The sequence below is a fragment of the Pseudoxanthomonas sp. GW835-FHT14C01 genome (genome assembly GCF_058793715.1).
Window position 1 is genome coordinate 690,732 of record NZ_JBXAGB010000002.1, and the last position, 25,128, is coordinate 715,859.

At 67.7% G+C, this 25,128-nt stretch carries 27 protein-coding genes and 5 tRNA genes; 14 read left to right on the forward strand and 18 right to left on the reverse strand.

Features of this window, described 5'->3' with window-relative positions; genetic code table 11:
• Positions 1–108 precede the first annotated feature (108 nt).
• From creD to AC1Q5B_RS09985, 5 genes are all read left to right on the forward strand, one after another.
• The gene (creD, locus tag AC1Q5B_RS09965; protein WP_492631521.1) at positions 109–1,482 is read left to right on the forward strand and encodes a cell envelope integrity protein CreD; all 1,374 of its coding nucleotides are present in this window, start codon (positions 109–111) and stop codon (positions 1,480–1,482) included.
• Positions 1,483–1,492: 10 nt separating this feature from the next.
• Entirely contained in the window at positions 1,493–1,903 is a 411-nt protein-coding gene (locus AC1Q5B_RS09970; protein ID WP_492631522.1) for a hypothetical protein, read from the forward strand.
• A 176-nt stretch (positions 1,904–2,079) separates the two neighbouring features.
• Complete coding sequence (locus tag AC1Q5B_RS09975; protein WP_492631523.1) at positions 2,080–3,084, forward strand: MBL fold metallo-hydrolase; 1,005 nt, start codon at positions 2,080–2,082, stop codon at positions 3,082–3,084.
• A 168-nt stretch (positions 3,085–3,252) separates the two neighbouring features.
• On the forward strand, positions 3,253–3,858 hold the full coding sequence (locus AC1Q5B_RS09980; protein ID WP_492631524.1) for a GNAT family N-acetyltransferase: 606 nt from the start codon (positions 3,253–3,255) through the stop codon (positions 3,856–3,858).
• On the forward strand, positions 3,855–4,739 hold the full coding sequence (locus AC1Q5B_RS09985; RefSeq protein ID WP_492631525.1) for a carbon-nitrogen hydrolase family protein: 885 nt from the start codon (positions 3,855–3,857) through the stop codon (positions 4,737–4,739). Before AC1Q5B_RS09980 ends, AC1Q5B_RS09985 begins: the two co-directional genes overlap by 4 nt.
• A 13-nt stretch (positions 4,740–4,752) precedes the next feature.
• Here AC1Q5B_RS09985 and AC1Q5B_RS09990 read toward each other — a convergent pair whose 3' ends face one another.
• From AC1Q5B_RS09990 to AC1Q5B_RS10070, 17 genes are all read right to left on the reverse strand, one after another.
• The gene (locus AC1Q5B_RS09990; RefSeq protein ID WP_492631526.1) at positions 4,753–4,965 is read right to left on the reverse strand and encodes a helix-turn-helix transcriptional regulator; all 213 of its coding nucleotides are present in this window, start codon (positions 4,963–4,965) and stop codon (positions 4,753–4,755) included.
• Entirely contained in the window at positions 4,958–5,389 is a 432-nt protein-coding gene (locus AC1Q5B_RS09995) for a hypothetical protein (RefSeq protein ID WP_492631527.1), read from the reverse strand. The genes AC1Q5B_RS09990 and AC1Q5B_RS09995 overlap by 8 nt, the downstream gene beginning before the upstream one ends.
• A gap of 126 nt (positions 5,390–5,515) precedes the next feature.
• Entirely contained in the window at positions 5,516–6,067 is a 552-nt protein-coding gene (locus tag AC1Q5B_RS10000) for a phosphatase PAP2 family protein (protein WP_492631528.1), read from the reverse strand.
• Positions 6,045–7,190, reverse strand: a complete 1,146-nt coding sequence (locus AC1Q5B_RS10005; RefSeq protein WP_492631529.1) for a glycosyltransferase family 4 protein — start codon at positions 7,188–7,190, stop codon at positions 6,045–6,047. Before AC1Q5B_RS10005 ends, AC1Q5B_RS10000 begins: the two co-directional genes overlap by 23 nt.
• A 388-nt stretch (positions 7,191–7,578) precedes the next feature.
• Positions 7,579–7,866, reverse strand: coding sequence for a hypothetical protein (locus tag AC1Q5B_RS10010; RefSeq protein WP_492631530.1), 288 nt, complete (start codon positions 7,864–7,866; stop codon positions 7,579–7,581).
• Positions 7,863–8,285, reverse strand: a complete 423-nt coding sequence (locus AC1Q5B_RS10015; RefSeq protein ID WP_492631531.1) for a hypothetical protein — start codon at positions 8,283–8,285, stop codon at positions 7,863–7,865. Before AC1Q5B_RS10015 ends, AC1Q5B_RS10010 begins: the two co-directional genes overlap by 4 nt.
• A 97-nt stretch (positions 8,286–8,382) precedes the next feature.
• Positions 8,383–8,646 carry a hypothetical protein gene (locus AC1Q5B_RS10020; protein WP_492631532.1) on the reverse strand — a complete coding sequence of 88 codons (264 nt, stop codon included), beginning with the start codon at positions 8,644–8,646 and terminating at the stop codon, positions 8,383–8,385.
• A gap of 23 nt (positions 8,647–8,669) precedes the next feature.
• On the reverse strand, positions 8,670–9,068 hold the full coding sequence (locus AC1Q5B_RS10025) for a YbjQ family protein (RefSeq protein WP_492631533.1): 399 nt from the start codon (positions 9,066–9,068) through the stop codon (positions 8,670–8,672).
• Between the two features lie 56 nt (positions 9,069–9,124).
• The gene (locus tag AC1Q5B_RS10030) at positions 9,125–9,532 is read right to left on the reverse strand and encodes a DUF4259 domain-containing protein (RefSeq protein ID WP_492631534.1); all 408 of its coding nucleotides are present in this window, start codon (positions 9,530–9,532) and stop codon (positions 9,125–9,127) included.
• A gap of 135 nt (positions 9,533–9,667) precedes the next feature.
• Positions 9,668–10,636, reverse strand: coding sequence for an aldo/keto reductase (locus AC1Q5B_RS10035; protein WP_492631535.1), 969 nt, complete (start codon positions 10,634–10,636; stop codon positions 9,668–9,670).
• A gap of 52 nt (positions 10,637–10,688) precedes the next feature.
• A complete protein-coding gene (locus AC1Q5B_RS10040) occupies positions 10,689–11,699 on the reverse strand; it encodes a sensor domain-containing phosphodiesterase (protein ID WP_492631536.1) in 1,011 nt (336 codons plus the stop codon).
• Complete coding sequence (locus tag AC1Q5B_RS10045) at positions 11,666–11,944, reverse strand: hypothetical protein (protein WP_492631537.1); 279 nt, start codon at positions 11,942–11,944, stop codon at positions 11,666–11,668. Before AC1Q5B_RS10045 ends, AC1Q5B_RS10040 begins: the two co-directional genes overlap by 34 nt.
• A gap of 299 nt (positions 11,945–12,243) precedes the next feature.
• Positions 12,244–13,764, reverse strand: coding sequence for an exopolyphosphatase (ppx, locus tag AC1Q5B_RS10050; protein ID WP_492632081.1), 1,521 nt, complete (start codon positions 13,762–13,764; stop codon positions 12,244–12,246).
• A gap of 91 nt (positions 13,765–13,855) precedes the next feature.
• Positions 13,856–15,943, reverse strand: a complete 2,088-nt coding sequence (ppk1, locus tag AC1Q5B_RS10055; RefSeq protein ID WP_492631538.1) for a polyphosphate kinase 1 — start codon at positions 15,941–15,943, stop codon at positions 13,856–13,858.
• On the reverse strand, positions 15,940–17,280 hold the full coding sequence (phoR, locus tag AC1Q5B_RS10060; RefSeq protein ID WP_492631539.1) for a phosphate regulon sensor histidine kinase PhoR: 1,341 nt from the start codon (positions 17,278–17,280) through the stop codon (positions 15,940–15,942). The genes ppk1 and phoR overlap by 4 nt, the downstream gene beginning before the upstream one ends.
• 64 nt (positions 17,281–17,344) lie before the next feature.
• Complete coding sequence (phoB, locus tag AC1Q5B_RS10065) at positions 17,345–18,034, reverse strand: phosphate regulon transcriptional regulator PhoB (protein WP_162336355.1); 690 nt, start codon at positions 18,032–18,034, stop codon at positions 17,345–17,347.
• A 100-nt stretch (positions 18,035–18,134) separates the two neighbouring features.
• Entirely contained in the window at positions 18,135–19,775 is a 1,641-nt protein-coding gene (locus AC1Q5B_RS10070) for a M48 family metalloprotease (protein WP_492631540.1), read from the reverse strand.
• Positions 19,776–19,961: 186 nt separating this feature from the next.
• Here AC1Q5B_RS10070 and grxC point away from each other — a divergent pair, with 186 nt between their 5' ends.
• The 4 genes from grxC (at position 19,962) to AC1Q5B_RS10090 (ending at position 23,256) form a co-directional block, all read left to right on the forward strand.
• A complete protein-coding gene (gene grxC, locus AC1Q5B_RS10075; protein ID WP_492631541.1) occupies positions 19,962–20,252 on the forward strand; it encodes a glutaredoxin 3 in 291 nt (96 codons plus the stop codon).
• The gene (locus AC1Q5B_RS10080) at positions 20,249–20,644 is read left to right on the forward strand and encodes a carboxymuconolactone decarboxylase family protein (RefSeq protein WP_492631542.1); all 396 of its coding nucleotides are present in this window, start codon (positions 20,249–20,251) and stop codon (positions 20,642–20,644) included. Before grxC ends, AC1Q5B_RS10080 begins: the two co-directional genes overlap by 4 nt.
• A 148-nt stretch (positions 20,645–20,792) precedes the next feature.
• Complete coding sequence (locus AC1Q5B_RS10085) at positions 20,793–21,800, forward strand: isocitrate dehydrogenase (protein ID WP_492631543.1); 1,008 nt, start codon at positions 20,793–20,795, stop codon at positions 21,798–21,800.
• Positions 21,801–21,930: 130 nt separating this feature from the next.
• On the forward strand, positions 21,931–23,256 hold the full coding sequence (locus AC1Q5B_RS10090; RefSeq protein ID WP_492631544.1) for a Na+/H+ antiporter NhaC family protein: 1,326 nt from the start codon (positions 21,931–21,933) through the stop codon (positions 23,254–23,256).
• Between the two features lie 52 nt (positions 23,257–23,308).
• Here AC1Q5B_RS10090 and AC1Q5B_RS10095 read toward each other — a convergent pair whose 3' ends face one another.
• Positions 23,309–24,067 carry a Bax inhibitor-1/YccA family protein gene (locus AC1Q5B_RS10095; RefSeq protein WP_492631545.1) on the reverse strand — a complete coding sequence of 253 codons (759 nt, stop codon included), beginning with the start codon at positions 24,065–24,067 and terminating at the stop codon, positions 23,309–23,311.
• 148 nt (positions 24,068–24,215) lie between these two features.
• Here AC1Q5B_RS10095 and AC1Q5B_RS10100 point away from each other — a divergent pair.
• From AC1Q5B_RS10100 to AC1Q5B_RS10120, 5 genes are all read left to right on the forward strand, one after another.
• Positions 24,216–24,292, forward strand: a tRNA-Pro gene (locus AC1Q5B_RS10100).
• Positions 24,293–24,348: 56 nt separating this feature from the next.
• Positions 24,349–24,425 (forward strand) — tRNA-Arg (locus tag AC1Q5B_RS10105).
• Between the two features lie 36 nt (positions 24,426–24,461).
• Positions 24,462–24,538: transfer RNA gene (locus AC1Q5B_RS10110), tRNA-His, on the forward strand.
• Between the two features lie 75 nt (positions 24,539–24,613).
• Positions 24,614–24,689 (forward strand) — tRNA-Lys (locus tag AC1Q5B_RS10115).
• A 202-nt stretch (positions 24,690–24,891) separates the two neighbouring features.
• A tRNA-Leu gene (locus AC1Q5B_RS10120) sits at positions 24,892–24,977 on the forward strand.
• The last annotated feature ends 151 nt before the right edge of the window (positions 24,978–25,128 follow it).

Genomic DNA, 25,128 nt, shown 5'->3' on the forward strand with positions numbered 1-25,128 from the left:
TTTCGTCCCGATGAAGGGTCCGCCACTTCACACAGCCTTCAAACACGCTCCCTGCCGGTTGCACGGAGTCCCCTGACGATGCGTCCCGTATCCCACAGGGGCATCGACATGAAGTCATTGAAGCTGCTGTTGCGTTTCCTCACCGTCGGCGGGCTGGTCCTGCTGCTGCTCATTCCGCTGATGATGATCCGCGGCGTCATCCAGGATCGCGAGCGATACCGCATGCTGGCCGAGAATCGCGTTTCCCAGAGCATGGCCGGACCCCAGCAGGTGGTCGGTCCGCTGCGGGTGATCCCATGGCGCGAGGAGCGCCTGGTCAATGCCGTGAACGAGAACGGCAAGCCGGAAACGCGGCGGGACATCAAGGAAGGCTACCTGCTGCAGACGCCGACGAGCCTGTCCGTGGACGGCCGCCTGCAGCCCGGTGAACGCCGCATCGGGCTGTACACGGTGAACGTCTACGAATGGAAAGCGGCGCTGAAGGCGAGCTTCGCGCCGCTGCAGGTGCCGGCGGCCGACGGCCGCATCTATGGCCAGCCCTATGTGGTCGTGGGCATGGCGGACGTGCGCGGCCTGGTCGGGACGCCGTCGCTGAAGGTCGACGGTGTACCTCGCACGCTGGCGGCCGGCACGGGCGCCCTGTCGGGCCGGATAGAGGGGATCCATGCGTTGCTGGAAGCGTCGGGCAATGCGCTTCCCGCCAGCAGCATGCATCTGGATATCTCGTTGGCCGGTACGCAATCGCTGGGTATCGCACCCGTCGCCGACAGCAACGACATCGCGATGAGCTCGCCGTGGCGGCAGCCCTTGTTCGGTGGCCGCTTCCTGCCCAACAGCAAGACGCTGGACGAGACGGGATTCACCGCGCGCTGGCAGGTGTCTTCGCTGGCCAGTGCGGCGCAGAGCCAGTTGGCGTCTGCATCAGGCAAGCTGACCCAGCCGCCCTCGCTGCGCGAGGCGAGCTCGGAGTACGGTGCCGACGGCGGCAGCGAAACCGCCATCGACAGCGCCGTGGTCAGTCTGGTGGACACGGTCGACGTCTATACGCAGGTCGATCGCGCCAGCAAGTACGGCCTCCTGTTCGTGGTGCTGACCTTCGTCGGTTTCGCGCTGTTCGAGCTGATCAAGCGCCTGCCGATCCATCCGTTGCAGTACCTGCTGGTCGGCTTGGCGCTGGCGATCTTCTTCCTGTTGCTGCTCAGCCTCTCGGAGCACATCGCCTTCTGGCAGGCCTACCTCGTATCGGCCGCGGCGTGCATCGGCCTGCAGTTCTTCTACCTGTCCGGTGTGCTGCAGAGTTGGCTGCGGGCCGCGGGCTTCGCCACGATGCTCACCGCCTTGTACGGCGTGCTGTACATCCTGCTGAAGTCGGAGAACAACGCGCTGCTGATGGGCTCGCTGCTGCTGTTCGGCATCCTGGCGGTCATCATGTGGGTCACCCGCAAGGTGGACTGGTACGCCCTGGGCACGGAACTGCGCTGAGGCCATCGCGATGCTCGATCTTGCCACCTTGCACCGGCGCGCCCGTCGCGTGCTGCCGCTCCAGATCGATACGTGCCGCGTCGTCCTCGACGCGGCAGGCGAGGCGGGACTGGCGGCCCTCCTGCTGCCGCTGCGGCACCGGCATTGCGGCAGCATCGTGTTCGAGTTGTCCCGTGACACCGTATCGGTGCTCAGGGCGCGGTCGCTGGCATTCCTGCAGGACGCGCGGACGGCCAGGGAAGGCCTCGGGCGTCGCAGCGCACCCCTGGCCTACGACGCCTGGCGGCCGATGGCCGCGCATCCGGCAAGCGGATTCATCACGACGAGTCGCGACCGACACGCCTGCCTGCGGCTCGACCTCCGCGGAGGCCTTGCGATCTACGCGTGGGACGACGCGGCGTCCATCGCGCCCCTGCACTGAGTTCGCCCCGGCCGGTGGCGCGCCCCGATCTCCACGGACGGAGCCGGGCACGCCACCGCCTTCTTGTGTGCGTGGCATAAGCACATGAGCGCTGGTTATCTGTCAAAAGGTATAAGCCGCGCGGCACGACGACATGCGGCGCGTAAGCTCGCGGCAACACTCAGCGGAGCCCGTGCATGCGTCTTCTTTCCCGCCTCGCCGTACTCGGCCTGTCCTTGCTGGCCTTGCCGGCGCTTGCTGCGGGTACGGCGGCCCCGCGCATCACCGTGATCTACGACGCCTTCGGCGACGATCCCGCGCTGGAGAAGGACTGGGGGTTTGCCGCCCTGGTTGAAGCCGGTGGCAAGCGCATCCTGTTCGATACCGGCAACGACGCGGCGATCTTCGCGCGCAACGTCAAGGCCAAGAACGTGGACCTGTCCCGACTGGATGCGGTGGTGATGTCGCACCGCCATGCCGACCATATGGCCGGACTCGTCGAAGTGCTGAAGGTCAATCCGCAGGTGCCGGTCTACGCGCCGCAGGAGGGCTTTGGCATCTACGGTTCGTCGCTGCCGTCGAGCTTCTATCGCAAGGACGCCACGTTGCCGGCGCGCATGCGTTACTACGATGGCGAGCCGGCGGAACGGCTGCAGTTCGGCCGTGCCTGGCCGGCCGGCAACTTCAAGCCGCTGGCCGAGACCACCGAGATCGCGCCGGGCGTCTGGACGATCGCGGCGGTCTCCGACGCGCCGGGTACGCGCGAACTGCGCGAACTCTCGCTCGCCATCCGCACCGACCAGGGCCTGGTGCTGGTGGTGGGATGCTCGCATCCGGGTATCGCGAGCATCGTGGACGCGGCGGCGAAGATCGATCCGCAGATCCATCTGGTGATCGGCGGCTTCCACTTCGTCAACGCCGACGACACCGCCATCGCAGGCCTGGTCGGCGCGCTGAAGGCGCACGACATCCAGTACATCGCACCGGGTCACTGCACGGGAGAGCCCACGTTCGCCGCCCTGCTGAAGGCCTTCGGCGACCGCTACCTGTACGCCGGCGTCGGCGCCGTGCTGGACTTCGGCAAGGACGGCATCGCGTCGCGTCCGCGCGGCGTCGGTCTGGGAGACGCCGATACCGTGCACTACCGCCTGCTGGCCCAGGACGGCGAGCACGCGCACCGGCACGTGGCGCACGTGCACTGAGGAAGGCCTCGACAACTCTCTTGCCCGTCGTTCCCACTTAGGCGGGAACCCGGCGCCTTGCCGGTTGAACATGTGAAGTCACCGGATCCCCGCCTGTGCGGGGGATGGCGGCTGCTGTTCCGGCCTGCTCCAAGGCCGGGTCTGCCAGCATGCCGCTACACTGACGGCATGACGCCTGCCTACACCATCGGCCTGTACCGCGGGCCCGAGATCACGCCTTGGCTGGACGACGTCGCGCGCCTGCGCGTGGCGGTGTTCCGCGACTGGCCCTATCTGTACGAAGGCGACCTCGACTACGAGCGCGGCTATCTAGATGCCTACGCGCGTTCGGCCGAAAGCCTGTTCGTGCTGGCGATGGATGCGGGGCAGGTGGTCGGCGCTTCCACCGGCCTGCCACTGGCCGACGACACCGCGGCCTTCCAGCAACCGTTCCTCGACGCCGGGATGGATCCGGAAGACGTCTTCTACTTCGGCGAATCCGTGCTGCTCCCCGCGTACCGCGGCAACGGCATCGGCCATGCGTTTTTCGACCACCGCGAAGCGCACGCCCGCGCGCTGGGCCGGTTCTCGTGGACTGCCTTCTGTGCCGTGGACCGCGAGCGCGACGATCCGAGGCAGCCATCCGGTCACCGCGGCAACGAGGCGTTCTGGGACAAGCGGGGCTATACCCGTCAGCCGGGCATGACGATGCGGTTGGCCTGGCGCGAGATCGGCCACGGCGAGATCGATCATGCGCTGACGTTCTGGTTGCGCGGGCTGGAGCCGATGCGATGAAGGTCGCCGTCGCCAAGTACGTCATCCAGGCACCGGCGGATTTCGCCGCGTTCGCGGCACGGCAGGCGGACGTGCTTGCTGGAGCCGCCGCGCAGGGCGCACGCGTCGCCGTACTGCCCGAATATCTGTCGCTGGAGCTTGCGGCGACGTTCGATGCCGCCACGCAGACCGACCTGCACGCCTCGCTGGCGGCCATCCAGTGCTACCGCAGCGACTGGCTGGCGTTGTATGCGCGGCTGGCGAAGGAACTGGACGTGCACATCGTCGCGGGCACCTTCCTGCTGGCGCATGGAGAGGGTCGCTACCGCAACCGCTGCGACGTGTTCACGCCGCAGGGCGTCCATGCGTGGCAGGACAAGCTGCAGCTGACCGGCTTCGAGAAGGCGCTGGGCGTGATCGACGGCGGCGATGCGCTGAAGGTGTTCGAGCTCGACGGGGTCCGCGCGGGCGTGTCGATCTGCTACGACAGCGAGTTTCCGCTGCCGGTGCGCGCGCAGGCCGACGCCGGGGGGCGCCTGTTGCTGGTGCCGAGTTGCACGGATACCGGCGCGGGGGCGATGCGCGTGCGCGTCGGTTGCCTGGCGCGTGCGCTGGAGAACCGGATCTTCGTCGCGCAGTCGGTGACCGCGGGCGAGGCGGCATGGAGCCCGGCGCTGGACATCAACACGGGCGAGGCCGCGATCTTCGCACCGATGGACCGCGGCCTGCCGGCCGATGGCGTGGTGGTGCAGACCTCGGGCGAGCAGGTCTGGGCCATCGCCGATCTCGATGTCGATGCGCTCGACCGCAGCCGCGCCGATGCGCAGGTGGCGAACGACCGCGACTGGACAGGCCAATTGCAGCCCGCCCTGCGGCGCGCGCGGGTGGAACGCCTGGACTGAGCGGCGGCACCGCTCAGCGTTCCCAGCCGAAAACCTCGACCAGCGGCTTGCCGAACACGTCCGCGATGCGGAAGGCGCATTCCAGCGTGGGCGAGTATTTGCCGGCCTCGATCGCGGCGATGGTCTGCCGCGTCACGCCGACGCGCTTGCCCAGGTCGGCCTGCGTCATCTCGCCCGCCAGGAAGCGCAGCGTGCGGATCTGGTTGGTGACCCGCCCCTCAGACACGCAGGCCTCGGCGATAGCCGTGGATGATCAGGCCAGAGTGGACGAACTCCGACGCCGCGATCGCCAGCAGGGTGGTGTGCACGATCGCCCAGCCGCCGGTGGTGAACGGCATCACGCAGCCGACCAGGATGATGCCGGCCATCAGCACGTAGTAGGCGTAGAACGACGCCCGCGCCTCGATGCGTCGGTCGCGTTCGTCGCTGGGGACCAGGCGCCCCTCTTCGTCGCGCTCGCGCGTGACCATCCAGGCGACCGCCGCGACGATGCCCAGCGACCCCAGCGCCATGGCCAGCAGGCCGATCCGCTGCCCCATGTGCAGGGAAGCGACCGCCTCGGCATTGACCGAGATATAGGTGAAGTACAGCGCGAAGACGACGGCCAGCGCCGTCACCCAGACCCAGGCGAAACGTTCCCTCGACAGCATGGTGCTCTCCCCGTTGGTGGATGGACGGGAGAGAAGGTAATCATGGCTTGACTCAATGTCAATAATTTATAACATGGAGTTATTGAAACGTAACTCCAAGTTCGCCAGGATTTGCCTGGCGCAGAGTCAACCCAGGAGGCTGACCCCCGGCACCAGCCAGATCGACAGCGTGGCGAGGCTGGTCCCGATGGCCGTGGCGGCCAGCACGTCGCTGGGGTAATGCAGGCCCAGGACCACGCGCGAGGCCGCCACGCAGGCGGCGAACGGGATCAGCAAGGGGGCCAGCGCCGGGTAATGGGCCAGCGCCACCAGGGTGAACGCGACGGCATGCAGCGTGTGGCCGGACGGGAAACTGAACTCGTCCAGGGGCGCGATCCATGCGCGGATGCGCACGTCGGAAGCGAACGGGCGCGGACGGCGCGTCCAGCGCTTCAGCGCCTTGTAGAGGGTCAGCGCGATCACGCCGGTCGCCGCCAGGTGTGCGGAAGCCGCCAGACCGTCCACGCCGTCGGCGACGATCAGCGCCGCCATCAACAGGTACCAGAACACGCCGTCGCCCAACCGGCTCACGATGGCGAAGAAGCGGCGCACACCGCTCCATTCGCCCCAGCGGTTGGCCCGCAGGCACCAGCCGGTGTCCCGGCCCAGGAAGACGTTACGCAGCGGCAGCGGACGCATGGTGGCTTCTCCGTGTCAGGGCGAGCTCGGTCAACAGGGCATCGAAATCCGCCGCCACCTGGTCCGGATGCAGGTCGCGCATCGCCAGACTCGCGGCCTGGCCCTGCGTGCGGCGCAGCGACGCATCCGCGGCCAGGCGCAGGGCGGCGGCCAGGAAGGCGTCGTCGCTCTCCACCGCTGCGCCGTGCACGCCGTCGACCAGATGTTCGCGCGCCGCACCGTAGTTGAACGCCACCGTCGGCACGCCGCTGGCCATCGCTTCCAGGGTGACGTTGCCGAAGGTTTCGCTGTGGCTGGAGAACAGGAACAGGTCGCCACTGGCGAAATGCCGCGCGAGCGCTTCGCCGCGTTGGACGCCACAGAACAGGAAGTCCGGATGCTCCTGCGCCAGCCGCTCGCGCACCGGACCATCGCCGATCCAGACGAACTTCGCGGTCGGCTGTTGTTGCTGGATCGCGCGGAACGCGCGGATCGACAGCTCCAGGTTCTTTTCGGCGGCGATGCGACCCACGTAGATCACCGCCAGATCGTCCGTGCCCAGGCCCCACGTCGCGCGCAAGGCATCGTCGCGCTGCGACGGGCTGAAATGCCGCGCATCCACCGCGCGCGCCAGCCGCACCACGCGATCGAAGCCCTGCGTCTGCAGGAACTGCGCCAGTTCGCGCGTGGGTACGAGGGTGGCGTCGGCGCCGTTGTGGAAGCGGCGCATCCAGCGCAGCGCGGTGTGCTGCAGGAAGGGCGCGCCGTAGTCGCGCATGTACTCGTCGAAGCGGGTGTGGAAGCCGGTGGCCGCCGGAATGCCCAGTCGCCGCGCCGCACGCAGCGCCGACCATCCGAGGGGGCCTTCCGTGGCCACGTAAAGGGCGTCCGGCGGTGAATCCTTCCACTGCGCCAGCAGGCGCCGCGTCGCCGGCAGGCCGAATTTCAGGCCGGGATACCGTGGCAGGCGGGCGCCGCGCACCAGCAGGGTGTCGCCGGCGTCGGCCCCATCGGCCGGCTGGCGGGGGCGGACGACGGACACCTCATGCCCGCGCTGGCGAAGGCCGGTTTCCAGCCCTTGCACGGTGAGCGCCACGCCGTTCACTTCCGGCGGGTAGGTCTCGGTGACGATGGCAAAGCGCATGCGCGGCTCCACGTTTTGCGCATGCTGGGGCTGGGAGGTGTCGCCGGTGTTTCGGTTCGGTGACCGTGGGATGACGATGCGTGCCGGGCCCGTTTCGTCAGCCGACCAGCACTCTGGCCACCGCAGGCGTGTCCCTGCTCAGGTCCACGCACAAGCCCAGCACGTTGCTGCCCCAGAACAGCTTTTCGAGGAAGGCGGATGCATGGCCAGCGCCCATGCGTTGTCTTACTCATCGACGGACCATGCGGATGGGCTCGTTCCGGCGGGATGGGCACGAAGATATTGCCGCGTACCCGGAACAAGGAGTCCGGGGTACGGCGCTTCGGCGACGGCCGCCAGTGATAGCGCGTGCGCACGGATGACGGCGAACATCCTCGTCGGGCTCCCGCTAGGCGTTGAGCGTCAGCCAGCGCCACGCGGCCAGCATGGCGGCCCACGACGCCACTCCCAGTGCCAGGGACACGCGCAGCATCGTGCCGTCCCAGCGGCGCGCGAACGACAGCGCCAGCAGCATCAGCGGCACGAGCACATCCATCGCCAGCTCCAGCGGATGCCAGGCGCGCCATGGCGCCCCGATCACGATGCACACGACCGCGCAGGCCGTCGCGCCGAGGCGGACCCATGCGGGTACCGGCCCGGATCCGGACATCGGCGAGCGGACGCCGGGATGGCTCATGCCGGGTGTCCTCCGCGCGGGGCCAGACGGTGGCCCAGCCACGCCATCGGCAGGTAGGCCAGCGCCAGGTCCACCACGGTGAACCACACGGGTGAGGGCAGCATGGCGATCGCGGCTATGCCGCCGATCAGGAAGCATGCGCCCACCCCCCACGCCGGGCCACGAGTCCGGCCAGGCGTGAGCAGGGTGGCGACGAAGGCGCCCACGAGCGTGCCGACCGCATGAGCCAGGAACGGGAACACGAAGTGCTTCGGTCCGAACAGCGGCATGGCCGCCTCGAGGCCTTCGGCGGTCGTGGTGTCGACGCCGGCGGGCGGGGCGATGACGTGGCCGCCGAGCATGATCAGCGCCATGTTGGCGACGCTGCCGACAACCACCCCGACGATGACCGCCAGGATCAAACGGAACACGCGCTTCATGACAACCTCCTGCAAAGGATGCGAGGGACTGTCCGTCGGTGGGGCCGGCCATGACGTGGGGCGACTATAGCGGAGCCATTCCGGGTTTGGGGCTGCTTCAGGGTCGAAGTGCGCTGCCCCGGAACAACCGGGCTGTCAGCAGCGCACCGGCCCCGCCCGCGAGCACGCCGATCATCGGACCCAGCACGAGCGACAGTGCTGTCGCCGCATAGGCAGGTCCATCGCAGGGCGACTCGCAAACCGTCCCGGACTTCATCGCCCACATCAGTCCGAGCAGCGTCAGATACCACCCGGCAATGAAGCTCACGAGCGCGGTCAGTGCTGCCAGGACGTACCGGATCACGCGTAGAGGGAGAATCATGGTGCTCCGGAGCGCATCGGCGGCTAGTCAAGGGGCTCGACGATCACCGCGGTGCCATAGCACAGCACCTCCGTCAGACCGGCCATTACATCGGTGGCGTCGTAGCGGACGGCGATGATGGCGTTGGCGCCCAGTTGCCGTGCGTGCTGGAACATGTCGCGGTAGGTCTCGTCGCGGGCCTGTTCGCACAGTTCGGTGTAGATGGTGATGTTGCCGCCGAACAACGACTGCAGTCCGCCCAGGAAATTGCCCACGATCGATCGCGATCGTACGGTGATGCCGCGGACCATGCCCAGGTTGCGCGCGATGCGGTAGCCCGGAAGTTCCAGTGCCGTCGTCACCATGGCGTCGTTGAGCGGCGGTAGGGCGGCGCGTAGCGCGGTGAGCGAGTACGCGGAGGACGAGTTGTAGGGATCGGTCATGCTGTTTCCGAATGGGGTGTTGGGTCGCGTGACAGGAAGGCGCGCGACGCGGTAGCTCAGGCTTCGAGGTGGCTGCGGAGTTCGGTGACGACGGCCCGCCAGTCGTGGATGTCGTCGGTCTCCTCCCACAGCTCCCGCAGTTCGGAATTGTCGGCGAGGATGCGGGTGAGCGCTTCCCGCGCCTGCGTGGTGAGGTGGGCATCGATCGTCGGCCGGAGGCGTGCGATCCAGTCTGCCAGTCCTTCCTCCTGCTGCGCGGCCAGCGTGGGGCGTCCACGTGCCGCCGCCACGATCTCGGCAGCGACGATCGCCAGCGTGGCGTCGGGCGCTTCCACGTACTCGGTCGAGGTGAGCACGTTGTCCAGTACCTCGCGGACCAGCGACAGGTCGCCACTGTCCAGCAGGTCGATCATGAAATCCGCCGCGTCGTCGTTTTCGAAAGAACCGATGCCCCAGGTGCCCATATGTTCCTCGTTGTCAGGTCATGGATGCCGCGTCCGCGGAACGGCCTGCAGCGTGCGGGTATACAGTCGATGAGGCGGTTGCGAACGCGCATGATCACCTCGGACGATGTCATGGATGCAGTCAGAACGTCAGGCTCAAGGCACCCGTCCCCCGCGCGCTGCCGTGAACAACGCATACCACTCCTCCCGGCTCAGCGTTATGCCATCCGCCGCGCAGCACGCGGCGAGCCTGACCGGATCGGTCGTGCCGACGATGGGCTGGATACCGGCGGGATGGCGCAGCAACCAGGCGAGTTGGATCGCTTCCGGCGTCACGCCTTTCTCTTCCGCCAGTTGGCGCAGCAGCGAGGACGTGGTGCGGATCACCGGGTCGGCGAACTCGGACGTGGTGGCCAGCCTGCCGCCGGCCAGCGGCGACCAGGCCTGCACCCGGATGTCGTGGAGACGGCAATAGTCCAGCGTGCCGGACGCCGAGGCGTACGCGTGCCCCGTGGTGTTGGCGACCACGCCGTCGTCGATCAGGTGATGATGCAGCAGGCTGACTTCCACCTGGTTGGCGATCAGCGGCTGCCGCACATGACGACGCAGCAGTTCGATCTGGCCGGCGGTGTGGTTGCTGACACCGAAGTGGCGGACCTTGCCGGCCGCGTGCAGCTCGTCGAACGCGCGGGCGACGCCTTCCGGCTCCACCAGCGCATCCGGACGATGCAAAAGCAGTACGTCCAGATGATCCACGCCCAGCCTCGACAGACTGCCGTCAACCGATGCGACGATGTGCGCATGGCTGAAGTCGTACCGGCCGGGCGTGCCGGGCGGATCGTCGGCGAACCGGATGCCGCACTTGGACTGCAGCACCATGCGCTCGCGCAGGCCGGGCGATGCGCGCAGCACGTCGCCGAACACCTGCTCGGACTTGCCGCGCGCATAGAGGTCGGCATGGTCGAACAGGGTGATGCCGTTGGCGAGCGCGGTCTCGGCCAGGCGCTGCGCATGACGGCGCTCGTCGGCGGTGACCGGCGTGGCGTCCCAGGCGCGGCTCAGCTGCATGCAACCGTAGGCGATGCGGGACACGGCGAGGCCGTCGGCGAGGAGGTAGGTCTTCATCGTGGCATCGCGAAAGGAGAGAGCCGCATCATGCCAGAGCGGTCGGCCCGCCTCAGTTGCGCTGACGCTCGTCACGCAGCTTCTGCGCCAGCGCCGCGACTTCCAAGGGGCGAGCAAGGTGATAGCCCTGCACGTCGTCCACGCCGAGCGCCTGCAGTGCGGCCAGTTCCGATGACGTTTCCACACCCTCGGCCACTACGTGCGACTGGGTCTGGCGGGCGAACTCGATCAGCGCCGCCGCCAGGGCGCGACGCGGCGAATCGCTGTCGATGTCGCGGGTGAGGCTGAGGTCCAGCTTGATGATGTCGGGATGGATCGCCAGCACGTGCCGCATGCTGGCGTAGCCGGCGCCGGCGTCGTCCACCGCGATGCGGACGCCCGCTTCGCGCAGCGGCACCAGCCGTTCGTTGAGCAGGCCGTAGTCGTCGACCAGCGAATGCTCGGTGATTTCGAGCACCACGCGATGCGGATCCAGATCGTCGATGTAGCCATCGATGCCGCCGCTGATGATGGTCTGCGGCGAGACGTTCAGTGCGACATAGAAATCGCCGCCGACCTGGCGCAACCCATCCAGCGCGGACAGGATGGCGTTGAGTTCCAGCCGCACGCCCAGCCCGATCTCGCGCGCTTCGGCGAACCAGACGTCCGGCGTGCGGCGCGGTTCCAGCTCGAAGCGCGACAGGCATTCCACGCCGACGATGCGGCGTTCGCTGCTGCGGTAGATGGGTTGGTACACCATGTGCGGCTGGCCCATTTCCAGCACAGACGTGATGCGGGCGACCTTCTCTTCATGCGCCTGCACGGCATCCAGGTCGCCATCGATCTGGTAGGCCAGCAGGTCGGCGAAGGCCCGCATCATGTGCAGGTCGCGTTGGCCCAGCGACAGGTTGGCGGCCAGGCTGAAGCAGCAGAACGTGCCGTAGACACGGCCGTCGCGCAGTTGGATGGGCACGCTGAGGTGAGAGCCGATCGGCACGAGCTGCGTTTCGGGAATGCGCTCGACGGCGGGGACGGCAGCCGTGTCGGGAATCAGCTGCGGGATGCTGCCCTCGACGACACGCATGCAGTAACCCTCGTCGAGCGGACTGCAGTCGCCTGGCCGGATGGGCGCACGGTCGAGCCGGGTGACGACATGGCGGAAGACCCGGTGGCTGCCATGGAATCGCTGACGAAGGCCACATCCATGTCGAGGTGCCGGCGCACCGCATCGAGCAGACGGTCCACGTTGCGCGCGATGGCCACGGCGCCCGGGCCACCGTCCAGCCAGGCGTCGGTCAACGCATCCTGCGGTTTCCTACTGTCGATCACGGGCTTCCTCCTGAAGGCAGGTACGCGATGGATAGTCGGCGACGGGGCCTGCTCCCGCCGCAAAGACGGTCGGGGAGGATGGCGTGGGGCGATGGGGGTGGATCACGCCGGAGGCCCGTGGCTGGCCGGAGTTTACCTTCAAGTCACAGTTTGGGTAACGGGGTGCGAACGGCATGTTCCGACCATGCCGCTGTTGCGGTATTCGATGCGTGAAGCGGCCGTCACCGAACGCGGCAAGCACGATGCGACGCCGCACGTCCTCACCGCCCGCGTTAGCAGCGCTGACGCCGTCGAGGGTGTTACGCCACGAACGGTTTGAACGCCACGCCCAGTCCCTGCATGTCCTCGGGCTCGCCGACCAGGTCGGAGCGCAGCAGGGGACGCGAATCGATCCATTTCTTGCTGACCACCAGGTCCAGGCGGTCGCCGCTGGCGGTGGCATCGAGACGCGGAATGGCATCGGCGTCGTGCGAGCGGTGAAGCAGCACGGCCAGGCGCAGCAGCGCGGCCTTGCGCTTGGCGCTCAGCAGCAGGCGGTCGGGCAGGGCATCGAACGCGTTCTTCGGCACGCCACGGCGGTGCGTGCGCACCAGCGCGGACAGCACCTGCTGCTCCTGACGCGAGAAGCCTTCGATGTCCGAATGCTCGAGCAGGTAGGCGCCATGCACGTGGTACTGGCTGTGCGCGATGACCAGGCCGATCTCGTGCAGGCGCGCGGCCCAGCCGAGCATGCGGGCATCGTCGTCGTCCAGTCCCCAGCTGTGCTCGACCTGTTCGAACAGGCGCATCGCGGTGGCTTCCACGCGCGCGGCCTGGAACTCATCGATGCCGTAGCGCTGCATCAGCGCCGCCGTGGACAGGTCGCGCGGATCGTTGTCACTGCCGCGGCCTAGCATGTCGTACAGGATGCCTTCGCGCATCGCCGCCTTGCTGACCATCAGGCGCTGCAGGCCCAGCGCTTCGAACGCGGCCTCCAGCACCAGCACGCCGCCGGCGATGATGGGGCGGCGGTCGTTCGACAGGCCGGGCAGCTCGATGTCCTCGATGCGGTCGGCCTGCAGCAGCTTGTCGCGGACCTGCGGCAGCGCGTCCGCCGTCACCGCGCCCTTGGTCAGCTTCATCGCCGCGCAGATCTCGCCGATGGCCTTGTTGGTGCCGGACGATCCGATGGCTTCCTGCCAGCCGAGGTTGCGGTACAGGCCAGCGAACTGCTGGAACTCGGCGCCGATCTCGGTCAGGGCTTCCTTCCAGCGCTTGCGCGACAGCTTGCCGCCGGGGAAGAAGCGGCGCGTGCTGGCGATGCAGCCGGCCTGCAGGCTTTCGCGCTCCAGCGTCTCGAAGCCGCGGCCGATGATGAATTCCGTCGAGCCGCCGCCGATGTCGATCACCAGGCGGCGCTGGCCGGGTTTCGGCGGTTGCGCGTGCGCCACCCCCAGGTAGATCAGGCGCGCCTCCTCGCGGCCGGAGACCACCTCGATCGGCTTGCCGAGCGCGGCCTCCGCGGCGGCCAGGAAATCCTGTGGATCGCGCAACTGGCGCACGGTGTTGGTGGCCAGGGCACGCACGCGCGCGCCGGGAATGTCGCGGATGCGCTGGCCGAAGCGCGACAGGCAGTCGAGGGCGCGCTGCCTTGCTGCGGCCGACAGGCCGCCCTTGCCATCCAGACCATCGGCCATGCGCACGGTTTCGCGCAGGCGGTCGACCACGCGCAGCTGGCCGAGCAGCGAGCGCGCCACGATCATGTGGAAACTGTTGGAGCCCAGGTCGATCGCGGCCAACAGGTCTCCGTCCTGGAGCGGCGGAGAAGTGGGGGAGGTCAGGGGCGCCATGCGGCCAGTTTAGCCAATGGCGCCGCGCATTGCTGCAAAGCGATGGCACGGGATGCCATCGTCCATGCGTCCTTGGGTCGCATCACACCTTCGCCAGCAACGTGCCCTGTGCCGAATGCGGCGTGTCGTCGCCGGGCGTCAGCTTGATGTAGCTGCCATCGGCCTGCAGCTCCCAGGCATTGCAGTTGTCGTCGAGGTAATTCTGCAGGCCTTCCTTGAAGACGCGCACGGCGAGGTCCTTGTCGAGGATCGGGAAGCAGGTCTCCACGCGATGCAACAGATTGCGCTCCAGCCAGTCGGCGCTGGCGCAGTAAAGTTCCGGCGCCCCGTCATTGCCGAACCAGTAGAGGCGGCTGTGTTCGAGAAAGCGCCCGACGATGGAGCGCACGCGGATGTTGTCGGAGATACCGGGCACGCCCGGCCGCAGCGCACAGGCACCGCGCACGATCAGGTCGATCCGCACGCCGGCCTGCGACGCCGCATAAAGCGCGCGGATGATGCGCGGTTCGTTGATCGCATTAATCTTGGCGATGATGCGCGCCGGCTTGCCGGCCCGGGCGAGCCTGGCTTCGCGCTCGATCTTCTTGATGAGGCCCGGATGCAGGGTGAAAGGCGATTGCAGCAGGCGCTTGAGCTTGGTCGTGGGCGCCAGGCCGGACAATTGCTGGAACAGCAGGTGCACGTCGTTGCCGATGTCCTGGTCGGCGGTGATCAGGCCGATGTCGGTGTACGCGCGCGCCGTGCCGCTGTGGTAGTTGCCGGTGCCCAGGTGCACGTAGCGGCGCAGCTTGCGGCCTTCGCGGCGCACGATCAGCAGCATCTTGGCGTGTGTCTTGTAACCGACGACGCCGTACACGACCTGCGCGCCGGCTTCCTGCAGCCGGTCGGCCACGCCGAGGTTGGCGTCCTCGTCGAAGCGCGCACGCAGTTCGACCACCACGGTCACGTCCTTGCCGTTGCGCGCGGCCTGCACCAGCGCCTCGACGATGGCCGAATCCTTGCCGGTGCGGTACAGCGTCTGCTTGATCGCCAGCACCTCGGGGTCCACCGCGGCCTGCTTGATCAGCTCCAGGACGGCGGCGAACGAGTCGAACGGGTGGTGCAGCAGCACGTCGTCGTCGGCGACCTTCTCGAAGATCGCTTCGCTGTCGCGCAGCGTGCGCGGAGTGAAGGCGGGGTACTTCAGTTCGGGCCGCTGCACCAGGTCGTAGACCTGGATCACGCGATTGAGGTTGACCGGTCCGTTGATCGGATACACCGCATTGTCGGGCAGCGCGAAGTTCTGCAGCAGCTGGCGCACGATGGGCTTGGGGCAGTCGTGCGCGATCTCCAGCCGCACCGCGGGACGGTAGCCGCGGCCGACCAGTTCGTCGCGCAGTGCCAGCGCCAGGTTCTCGACTTCCTCTTCGTCGACCACCACTTCGGAGTTGCGGGTCACGCGGAACTGGTAGGAGCCCTTCACCTCCATGCCCGGGAACAGTTCGTCCACGAACACCGACAGCACCGACGACAGCAGCACGAAGTCGTTCTCGCCCCCGGACACGCGCTGCGGCAGGTGGATGATGCGCGGCAGCGAGCGTGGCGCACGCACGATGGCCAGGTGGCCGGCGCGGCCGAATGCGTCCTTGCCCTTCAGCACCACCACGATGTTGAGCGACTTGTTGAGGATCTTCGGGAACGGATGCGCCGGGTCCAGGCCGAGCGGCGACAGGACAGGCATGATCTCGTTGCGGAAGTAGGCGCGCAGCCAGCGGGTCTGCCGCGCATTCCAGCTGTCGCGGCCGAACACGCGCACGCCGGCCTCGGCCAGGCCCGGACGCAGCACCTCGTTCCAGCACTTGTACTGCGCATCGACCAGTTCGGCGGCACGGTCGTGGATCTTGTTGAGCACGGTGGCCGGACTCATGCCGTCCGCGCCGGGCGGCAGACCGAAATCGAGCGCGTGCCGCACGGTGGCCGCGCGGATCTCGAAGAACTCGTCGAGGTTGGTGCAGGAGATGCACAGGAAGCGCAGGCGCTCCAGCAGCGGCACCGACGGGTCCTGCGCCTGCGCCAGCACGCGGAAGTTGAAATCCAGCTGGGACAGTTCGCGGTTGAGGTAGAGCGCCGGGTCGCGCAGCGCATCTTCGCCGGTCGCGGTGGCGGGCGTCGTATCCAAGGCGGCGTTCATGCGGGCTGGCTGTCCGTAGTGAGAGAGGCGGGGGCGTCGAGGCGCGGTTCGACGCGATCGGCACCGAAGTGGATGGAGAACACGCTGCCCTGGCCGACCTCGCTTTCGATCTCGAGGCGCGCCTGGTGCAGGTTCAGCACGTGCTTGACGATCGACAGTCCCAGGCCGGTGCCGCCGCTCTCGCGCGAACGGCTGGTGGACACGCGGTAGAAACGTTCGGTGATGCGAGGCAGGTGCGCGGTCGGGATGCCATAGCCGGTATCGCGCACGCTGAGCACGGCGCCCTCGCCCTCAAGCACGAAACGGACGGTGATAGTGCCGCCGGCGGGCGTATAGCGCACCGCGTTGCTGACCAGGTTGGAGAAGGCGCTGTGCAGTTCCTTGTTTGAACCGGACAGGTCCACATTCGCCTCGTCCTGGACCACGATGGTGTGGCGGCGCTGGCTCAGCGCCTCGGCCTCGCGGCGCAGGGTGGCCAGCATCGGCGCCATCGCCACGTTCTCGTCGGGCAGGCTGTCCTGCGCTTCCAGCCGCGACAGCGTCAGCAGGTCTTCCACCAGTTGGGTCATGCGCTGCGACTGCTTCTGCATCTCGGCCAGCATCGGCGCCCAGTCCGGATACTCGGTGGGCTCCAGCATGTCGAGGTAGCCGTGCACGACGGTCAGCGGCGTGCGCAGTTCGTGCGAGACGTTGGCGACGAAATCGCGGCGCATCTGTTCCAGCCGCAGCAGCTTGCTGACGTCGCGCGCGACCAGCAGCCAGTATTCGTCGGAGTAGGGGATCAGCCGCAGGTTGAGGCGCAGGTGCGGATCCACCGGCGAGGCGGCATCGAGCATCGGCTCGGCGTTGCGCCCGCCGGCCAGCCAGTGCGACATCGGCAGCGGCTGCAGGCGGTCGCCGACCGGGGCGCCGATGTCGGCGGGATACTGCAGGCCCAGCAGCGTGCCAGCGGCCTTGTTGAACCACTGCACGCGCTGGCTGTTGCGTTCCACCACCACCACGCCGTCGGGCAGGGCGGCGGCGGCGGCGCGGTAGGCGCGCAGCATGTCGAGCAGGCGACGCTTGCGCGTGCGCATTTCGGCCTGGCCGCGGAACAGCAGGCGGTCGAGTTCGTTCCAGACGCCTCTTCCCTGGGCCGGTTCCAGCCGCTGGCGTGCGGTCAGCCGCAGCAGCACCTTGCGCAGGCGCCAGTAGTGCCACGCCACCACACCGAGCGCGGCGACGGTGACGACCGGCCAGACCTGACCCAGCAACAGCCCGGCCACGACCGCCAGCGCCAGGATCAGCGCCAGCTGGCCGAGCGTCTTGAACCAGGCGGAACGGATGTCGTGGGGCATGGACCGATTGTGTCAGATGTCTATGACAGCCCGCGCAGGCGGCGGGATCGCGCCGCCCGACAGGTCACATCGCCGCGGAGAAGCGATAGCCCGAGCCGCGCACGGTCTGCACCATGTTCTCCAGGGCGTGCGGCTCCAGCGTCTTGCGCAGGCGGCGGATGTGCACGTCGACGGTCCGTTCTTCCACGTAGACGCTGCCGCCCCAGACGTGGTCGAGCAGTTGCGTGCGCGAGTAGACGCGCTCCGGGTGCGTCATGAAGAAGTGCAGCAGGCGGTACTCGGTGGGGCCGATGGCGACCGGCGTGTCGCCGGCGAACACGCGATGGGCGGCGCCGTCGATGCGCAGGTTGCCGACCGCCACGCTGCCGTCCTCGTCGTCGTCGCGCGAGCGGCGCATGACGGCGCGGATGCGCGCCAGCAGTTCGCGTGCGGAGAACGGCTTGACCACGTAGTCGTCGACACCGGCCTCCAGGCCGCCGACCCGGTCGTTCTCCTCGCCGCGGGCGGTGAGCATGATGATCGGGACGTCGCGGGTCATGGCGTCCTTGCGCCAGCGGCGGGCCAGTTCCAGGCCGCTGGTGCCGGGCAGCATCCAGTCGAGCAGGATCAGATCGGGGACGCGGTCGGCGATGGCGTTCTGGGCTTCACGTGCGTCGCCGGCGTGGATCGGCTCGTAGTCGCCCTTGCGCAGGGCGAACGCCACCATGTCGCGGATGGCGGGTTCGTCGTCGACGATCAGGATGTGCTTCTGCACGCAGGATCCGGGTGCGAGGGGGACCGTGCCAGTAGACGACAATTTTGTGACGTTTACATGACATGCCGCGGGACTGTCATGACCGTGCCGCGGCAGGGGGTCAGCGGCGTTCGACGTCGGGGTCGCGGACGCCCTGGCGGCGAAGCTCAAGCACTTCCGGAGTGATGACGGCGATACGGGCATCGACCCTGGCCCGTGCGTAGAAGTCCAGGTCGCTCTGCTTCTTGAGATTCTGCAGCTGGATCAGCGCCTGCTCCGGCCGGCCATTCAGGTAGGCGGCTTCGGCATAGGCCTCGCCGGCGCGGGCGGTGTCCCCGGCCAGTTCGTTGGCGCGGGCGAACTGCTGCTGGAACACCGGGTCGTCGCCCGCGCGGGCCATCAACGGGCGCAGGACGGCCTGTGCGCGCTGGCCGGCCTCGCGGCCGCCTTGCTCGTTCAGTACCTTCGCGTAGGTCAGCGCGACCGGCCGGTTCTGCGGGAAGCGCTGCACCAGCGCGTCGAAACGCCGGTTGGCGGCAGCGGCGTTGCCCGTGCGCGATTCGGCCTCGCCCAGCGACAGCGCCACCCAGAGGTTGTCGGGGTTCTCGTCGGCCAGCCGCTGCAGTTCGGTCAATGCGGTGCGGATGTCGCCGCCCTGCAGGTGGGCCACCGACAGCCCGTAACGCTGCGGCCCGGTCAGCGGCTTGCCCGCCTGCCGGCGCAGGGTCTCGTATTCCCGGACGGCAGCCGACGGCGTGCTGGCGCTGAGCGCCCGCAGGCGCTCGCGGGCCCAGTCGAACTGGCCGCTGTCGCCCTGCCGGAACGCCAGCGAGGGGAGGGTGACGGGGATCGGCAGCAGGGGATTGTCGCTGCGGGTTTCCGGCAGGGTAATGCCGGTCCGGTCGAAGCGCTCCACGCGCTCGCCGCCGGGGACCGTCGTCACGGCGGTGACCTGGTTGCCCCGCATCTGGTCGGCGCGCTGGCGGGCCTCGCTGATGCGGGTCGTGGTAACGGGGTGGGTCTGCAGGTAGTCGGGGATCGTTTCGCGCCCGCTGCCGCGCGCCACGCGGGTCGCCTGCTGCAGCTTGGCGAAGAAGCCGGCCATCGCGTCGATGTCGTAGCCGGCGCGGGACAGCGTGCGGATGCCGACACGGTCGGCTTCGGATTCGTTGGAGCGGGTGTAGTCGATCTGGCGCTGCTGCATCAGGCCCATCGCCGAGGCGATGGCGGCCTGGGAGGCGTCGCCGCTGGAGCTGCCGCCGGCGGCCTGCGCCAGCACGATGGCGCCCAGCATGCCGAGCAGGATCGGCACCTGGTCGCGCTGCGCGCGCTCCACGCCACGCAGGACGTGCTGTTGGGTGACGTGGGCGATTTCGTGCGACAGCACGGCCGCGACCTCATCCTCGCGATCGGCCGTCAGCACCAGGCCGGCGTTCATGCCGATGTAGCCGCCCAGCGTGGCGAAGGCGTTGATCTGCCGGTCGCGCATCATGAAGAAGGTGTAGGACTGCTGCGGATTGTCGCTATCCGCACCGAGCCGTCCTCCGACCCCCTGCAGCCAGTCGGTCACCAGGGGGTCCTCGAGCAGGTAGCCGTAGTTGCGCAGTTCGCGCAGCATCATCCCGCCGTACTGCGCCTGGCGGGCCGGGGTCAGCAGTTCGCCGGCGGAGGAGCCGATGTCCGGCAAGCGGCTTTCCTGCGAGGAGGCCAAGGGCGCCGCGAGGGTCAGGGTCAGGACGGTAGCGAGCAGCAAGGGACGCAAACGTGGCTCCGTGGCGGATAATGGGCGTCTCGATCAGGATGACCGGTCGTCGATCCGGGCGAGTGAATACGTGGTTAACCGGACAGGTTCCGGTTCGCACTGTTCCACTGCGTTCACTGGAAGACGGCGCGACCTGCCCGATATTGGCTGGGACCGATTTCCCTCCCTTTCGTTCCGGAGACTCCCTTGAGCGACACCCCGCAAGGCGCCAGTGCGCCGCAGATCACCCTCTACAGCACCGCCATCTGTCCCTATTGCGTGGCGGCGAAGAACTTCCTCAAGAGCAAGGGCCAGACCTGGACCGAGGTGCGGATCGATCTGGACCCGGCCGAGCGCGAGAAGATGATCGCCAAGGCCAAGCGCACCAGCGTGCCGCAGATCTTCGTGGGCGAGGTGCACGTGGGCGGCTATGACGACATGATCGCCCTGCATCGCGCCGGCAAGCTGGAGCCGCTGCTGGCCGGAGATGCCGCGTGAGCGGGGTCGACGACAGCCAGGACCGGGTGAAGGCCTTCACCGAGTTCCGCCAGCGGATGAACAAGCGCATCCTGGACGAACCGAACCAGGTCGTCCGCCGCTTCTTCGCGCTGGATACGCAGACCTACCAGGCCGGCGCGCTGGACGTGAAGACCAAGGAACTGCTGGGCCTGGTCGCCTCGATGGTCCTGCGCTGCGACGACTGCATCAGTTACCACGTCGCCCAGTGCAAGGAGGCCGGGGTCACGCGCGAGGAGTTCTTCGAAACCTTCTCGGTGGGTCTGGTGGTCGGTGGCTCCATCGTCATTCCGCACCTGCGCCGCGCCGTGGATTTCCTCGACCAGTTGGAAGGTGGGCAGGCCGACGCGCCGGCCGCGCACGACCACGGTTGATGCACCGCCCTGCCCGCGGGGGAAGGGCTCAGACCATGGTCGATTAGGGGACTTGCCGGCCGTTCGGGCATAATTGGCGGACAAATCTTTCTTTTCGCGCCCGCCGTGGCCCTGTCCGGTGCGCGCCCCTGTTCGGAAACCCCACTCAATGACCCAGACGATTACGGTCATCCGCGGCGACGGTATCGGCCCGGAGATCATGGATGCCACCCTGTACGTGCTGGACGCACTCAAGGTCGGCCTGACCTATGAAGATGCCGACGCCGGCCTGGTGGCGCTGGAGAAGCACGGCGACCTGCTGCCGCAGGCCACGCTGGACTCGATCCGCAGGAACGGCGTGGCGCTGAAGAGCCCGCTGACGACGCCGGTCGGCGAGGGCTTCAGCTCGATCAACGTCGCGCTGCGCCGCCATTTCGACCTGTACGCCAACGTGCGTCCCGCCAAGTCGTTCCCCAACACCAAGTCGCGCTTCGCCGACGGCGTCGACCTGATCACCGTGCGCGAGAACACCGAAGGCGCCTATATCGGTGAAGGCCAGTCGATTTCGGAAGACGGCGAAACCGCGCTGCTGACGCAGAAGATCACCCGCAAGGGCTCCGAGCGCATCGTCCGCTACGCCTACGACCTGGCCCGCAAGACCGGCCGCAAGAAGGTCACCATCGTCCACAAGGCGAACATCCTCAAGACCACCTCGGGCCTGTTCCTGAAGGTGGCGCGCGAAGTGGCCGCGCAGTACCCCGAGATCCAGACCAACGAGATGATCGTGGACAACACCTGCATGCAGCTGGTGATGCGTCCGGAGCAGTTCGACATCATCGTCACCACCAACCTGTTCGGCGACATCATTTCCGACCTGTGCGCCGGTCTGGTCGGCGGCCTGGGCCTGGCGCCGGGCGCCAACATCGGTGCCGACGCGGCGATCTTCGAGGCCGTGCACGGCTCGGCGCCGGACATCGCCGGCAAGGGGGTCGCCAATCCCTGCGCGCTGCTGCTGGGTGCGGCGCAGATGCTCGACCACCTGGGCCAGCCGGAGAAGGCCGAGCGCCTGCGCGCGGCGATCATCGCCACGCTGGAAGCCAAGGATTCGCTGACCCCGGATCTGGGCGGCGACGGCACCACGATGTCGTTCGCGAAGGCCATCGCCAGCCGCGTCTGAGGCCGGCGTCAAGGCAGGACGGAAACGGGACGCGCAGCGTCCCGTTTTTGTTTGCGTATGTCCCATCCATGAGGTTGGATGCGAGGCGAAGGGCACGCACAATCCGCGGCCCACGCAGAAGGCCCTGTTCATGTCCGTCCGTCCCAGCGCCCTGGCGCTGACCCCGTTGCTGCTGTTCCTCGCCCTGTTCTTCGGCGCTGGCCTGTACTACACCGGACAGGGCGATGCGATGGGCTTCTACCGGTTGCATGCACCCGTGGCGATCCTGCCGGCCATCGCGCTGGGCCTGTGGATTGCGCATCGCGCGCGCGTCAGGGCGATGGATACGTTGCTGCAGGGTATCGGCGACAGCAACATCGTGCTGATGTGCCTGATCTTCCTGCTGGCAGGCGCCTTCGCGATGGTGACGAAGCAGATCGGCGCGGTGGACGCCGTGGTCGCGCTGGGCGTCGGGGCATTGCCGCCGGCCTTGATCCTGCCGGGCCTGTTCCTGGTCGCGGGCTTCCTGTCGCTGGCGGTGGGGACGTCGATGGGTACGATCGCGGCGGTCACGCCGATCGCCCTCGGCGTGTCCGATGCGGCCGGCATCGACCGCGCGCTGATGGTGGGCGCGGTCATCGGCGGGGCAACCTTCGGCGACAACCTGTCGGTGATCTCGGACACGGCGATCGCCGCCGCGCGCACGCAGGGCTGCACCGTGCGCGAGAAGTTCCGCGAGAACATCAAGATCGCACTGCCGGCCGCGGTGCTGACGCTGGCGTTGCTGGCGGTGGTGGGCGATGCCTCGCCGGTGGAGGCCGCCGAACCGACGTCGGCCTGGCTGGTGCTGCCCTATGTACTGGTGCTGGCCCTCGCCGTCAGCGGGCTGGACGTACTGGTCGTGCTGACCATCGGTCTGGTGGTCGCCGGCCTGTTCGGCGTGTTTTTCGGTCCGCAGGACTATGGGTTGCCAGCCTTCACCGACGATATCTACGCCGGCTTCGAGAGCGTGGTGGAAATCACTCTGCTGGCGCTGTTCATCGGCGGCCTGGGCGCGTTGATGAAGGCCAGCGGTGGCCTGCACTGGCTGGCAGGGCAGATCTCCCGGCTCGCGCGCGGCAATACCGGGCGTCGCACGGGGGAATGGTGTATCGCGGCGCTGGCTTCGCTGACGGACGTGTTCACCGCCAACAACACCGTCGCCATCCTGATCAGCGGTGGAGTGGCCCGCGACATCGCCGAGCGCCACGACGTGCCGCCGGCACGCGCGGCCAGTGTGCTCGATATCTTCGTCTGTATCGTCCAGAGTCTGCTGCCGTACGGCGCGCAGATCCTGCTGGCGGCTTCGCTGGCGGGACTGTCGCCGCTGGCGCTGATGGGCAAGGTGCACTACTGCTGGCTGCTGGCCGGCGTGACCATCCTGTTCATGGTCTGGCCGTCGCGCCGCCGCCGGCACGCCGCGACCGCCGGGGGCTGAGAACCAAAAAGGGCGCCCGAGGGCGCCCTTTCGTTGAAAGCGTTTCGATGCGTCAGTCGCGCGACTGCAGCTTGGCCAGCAGGCGCAGGAACTCCAGGTACAGCCACACGAGCGTGACCATCAGGCCGAAGCCCGCGTACCACTCCATGTACTTCGGCGCGCCGGCTTCGACACCCGACTCGATGAAGTCGAAATCCAGCACCAGGTTCAGCGCCGCGATCACGATCACGAACAGGCTGAAGCCGATGCCGACGATGCCGCTCTCGTGGATCAGCGGCACGTCCTTGCCGAACATGCGCAGTACCATCGACAGCAGGTAGACCAGCGCGATGCCGCCGGTCGCGGCCACCACGCCCAGCTTGAAGTTCTCGTTCGCCTTGATCAGGCCGCTGCGGTAAGCCATCAGCAGCGCGAACAGCGTGCCGAAGGTCAGCATCACCGCCTGGGTGACGATGCCTTCGTACATGTGGTTGTAGAGCGCGGAGATCGCACCGAGGAACAGGCCCTCGACCAGCGCGTAGAGCGGTGCGGTGACCGGCGCCCATTCCTTCTTGAAGATCGTCACCAGGGCCAGCACGAAACCACCGATCAGGCCGCCCCACAGATAGCCCATGCCGGTCGCGCCTTCCTGCGTGACTTCGATCTGCGACCAGGAGAATGCGCCCGTCAGGACCGCCAGCAGCAACAGGATCCCGGTCTTGTTGACCGTACCATTGAGCGTCATCGCCTCGCCATCGCGCGCCACGACGGCCCCGCTGCCGAGGTCGAGGAAGGTGGATTCCTTCAATGCCGGATTGCCGCTGCGTACCATGGTTCCCTCATGTGGTTGCCGGACGTCTGTCCCCAGTGCCTGAGCATATCGCAAGCCGTGGTCCGCCACGTTCTGTTTGACAGCAGGGCCGCAGGTTCCGACAATACGCGGCCTCGTTGGCGTCCAGACGCCATGTCGGGACCCTCGTCGGGGTATAGCGCAGTCTGGTAGCGCATCTGGTTTGGGACCAGAGGGTCGGGGGTTCGAATCCCTCTACCCCGACCAGCACGATGCACGGCCCGCGTGTTCCGGCACAACGGGGATGCGACAATCCGGACCGGGCGCCCGTAGCTCAACCGGATAGAGCACCGGCCTTCTAAGCCGGCGGTTACAGGTTCGAGTCCTGTCGGGCGCGCCAACGCCGGTGCGGTCCGGGAGGATGCAGGTTTCAGTGGTGGCTGTAGCTCAGCTGGTTAGAGTACTGGATTGTGATTCCAGATGTCGGGGGTTCGAGTCCCCTCAGCCACCCCACTGTTTGCAGGACGTCCGCGGTGCGGGGGTTCACAGAAAAAAGCGATGCGGTTACACTACGCGTCTGATGTTTCGGGGCCGTTAGCTCAGTTGGTAGAGCAGTTGACTCTTAATCAATAGGTCCAAGGTTCGAATCCTTGACGGCCCACCAATCCCGAATCGCCCGGCTCACGCCGGGCGTTTTCTTTTGCGGCGTCATACGCCGGGCGGGTCACGGCGCGTTCGGGGTTCGTGGCGAATCGAGGGTGGGGGCGCGGTTCGAATCCTCGACTGCCCGTCAATCCCGAAAGCCCCCGTCACCGGGCGCTTTTTCTTGCCGGTTCCGGCAGGTCGCCGGCTACAATGCGGCACCTGCGAAAGTGGCGGAATTGGTAGACGCACTGGATTTAGGTTCCAGCGGGTAACCCCCGTGAGGGTTCGAGTCCCTCCTTTCGCACCACGCCTGGCTTAACCCCCTGCACGACACGGACATCGTCGTGGTGCCCGGATGGCAAGCCCCCGGCCGCTGCCGGGCTGCGCCGTCGAAGGTCCGCCCTGGCCCGGCAAGCGGCTTGCCGCCTTTGGCGTCCTCATTTCGGCCAAGGGCCTCA

What these genes read in the sequence shown, in the direction of transcription:
- creD (WP_492631521.1), top strand. Translation starts at nt 109, where the DNA reads ATGAAGTCATTGAAGCTGCTGTTGCGTTTCCTCACCGTCGGCGGGCTG.
- AC1Q5B_RS09970 (WP_492631522.1), top strand. Translation starts at nt 1,493, where the DNA reads ATGCTCGATCTTGCCACCTTGCACCGGCGCGCCCGTCGCGTGCTGCCG.
- AC1Q5B_RS09975 (WP_492631523.1), top strand. Translation starts at nt 2,080, where the DNA reads ATGCGTCTTCTTTCCCGCCTCGCCGTACTCGGCCTGTCCTTGCTGGCC.
- AC1Q5B_RS09980 (WP_492631524.1), top strand. Translation starts at nt 3,253, where the DNA reads ATGACGCCTGCCTACACCATCGGCCTGTACCGCGGGCCCGAGATCACG.
- AC1Q5B_RS09985 (WP_492631525.1), top strand. Translation starts at nt 3,855, where the DNA reads ATGAAGGTCGCCGTCGCCAAGTACGTCATCCAGGCACCGGCGGATTTC.
- AC1Q5B_RS09995 (WP_492631527.1), bottom strand. Translation starts at nt 5,389, where the DNA reads ATGCTGTCGAGGGAACGTTTCGCCTGGGTCTGGGTGACGGCGCTGGCC.
- AC1Q5B_RS10000 (WP_492631528.1), bottom strand. Translation starts at nt 6,067, where the DNA reads ATGCGTCCGCTGCCGCTGCGTAACGTCTTCCTGGGCCGGGACACCGGC.
- AC1Q5B_RS10005 (WP_492631529.1), bottom strand. Translation starts at nt 7,190, where the DNA reads ATGCGCTTTGCCATCGTCACCGAGACCTACCCGCCGGAAGTGAACGGC.
- AC1Q5B_RS10010 (WP_492631530.1), bottom strand. Translation starts at nt 7,866, where the DNA reads ATGAGCCATCCCGGCGTCCGCTCGCCGATGTCCGGATCCGGGCCGGTA.
- AC1Q5B_RS10015 (WP_492631531.1), bottom strand. Translation starts at nt 8,285, where the DNA reads ATGAAGCGCGTGTTCCGTTTGATCCTGGCGGTCATCGTCGGGGTGGTT.
- AC1Q5B_RS10020 (WP_492631532.1), bottom strand. Translation starts at nt 8,646, where the DNA reads ATGATTCTCCCTCTACGCGTGATCCGGTACGTCCTGGCAGCACTGACC.
- AC1Q5B_RS10025 (WP_492631533.1), bottom strand. Translation starts at nt 9,068, where the DNA reads ATGACCGATCCCTACAACTCGTCCTCCGCGTACTCGCTCACCGCGCTA.
- AC1Q5B_RS10030 (WP_492631534.1), bottom strand. Translation starts at nt 9,532, where the DNA reads ATGGGCACCTGGGGCATCGGTTCTTTCGAAAACGACGACGCGGCGGAT.
- AC1Q5B_RS10035 (WP_492631535.1), bottom strand. Translation starts at nt 10,636, where the DNA reads ATGAAGACCTACCTCCTCGCCGACGGCCTCGCCGTGTCCCGCATCGCC.
- AC1Q5B_RS10040 (WP_492631536.1), bottom strand. Translation starts at nt 11,699, where the DNA reads ATGCGTGTCGTCGAGGGCAGCATCCCGCAGCTGATTCCCGACACGGCT.
- ppk1 (WP_492631538.1), bottom strand. Translation starts at nt 15,943, where the DNA reads ATGAACGCCGCCTTGGATACGACGCCCGCCACCGCGACCGGCGAAGAT.
- phoR (WP_492631539.1), bottom strand. Translation starts at nt 17,280, where the DNA reads ATGCCCCACGACATCCGTTCCGCCTGGTTCAAGACGCTCGGCCAGCTG.
- AC1Q5B_RS10085 (WP_492631543.1), top strand. Translation starts at nt 20,793, where the DNA reads ATGACCCAGACGATTACGGTCATCCGCGGCGACGGTATCGGCCCGGAG.
- AC1Q5B_RS10090 (WP_492631544.1), top strand. Translation starts at nt 21,931, where the DNA reads ATGTCCGTCCGTCCCAGCGCCCTGGCGCTGACCCCGTTGCTGCTGTTC.
- AC1Q5B_RS10095 (WP_492631545.1), bottom strand. Translation starts at nt 24,067, where the DNA reads ATGGTACGCAGCGGCAATCCGGCATTGAAGGAATCCACCTTCCTCGAC.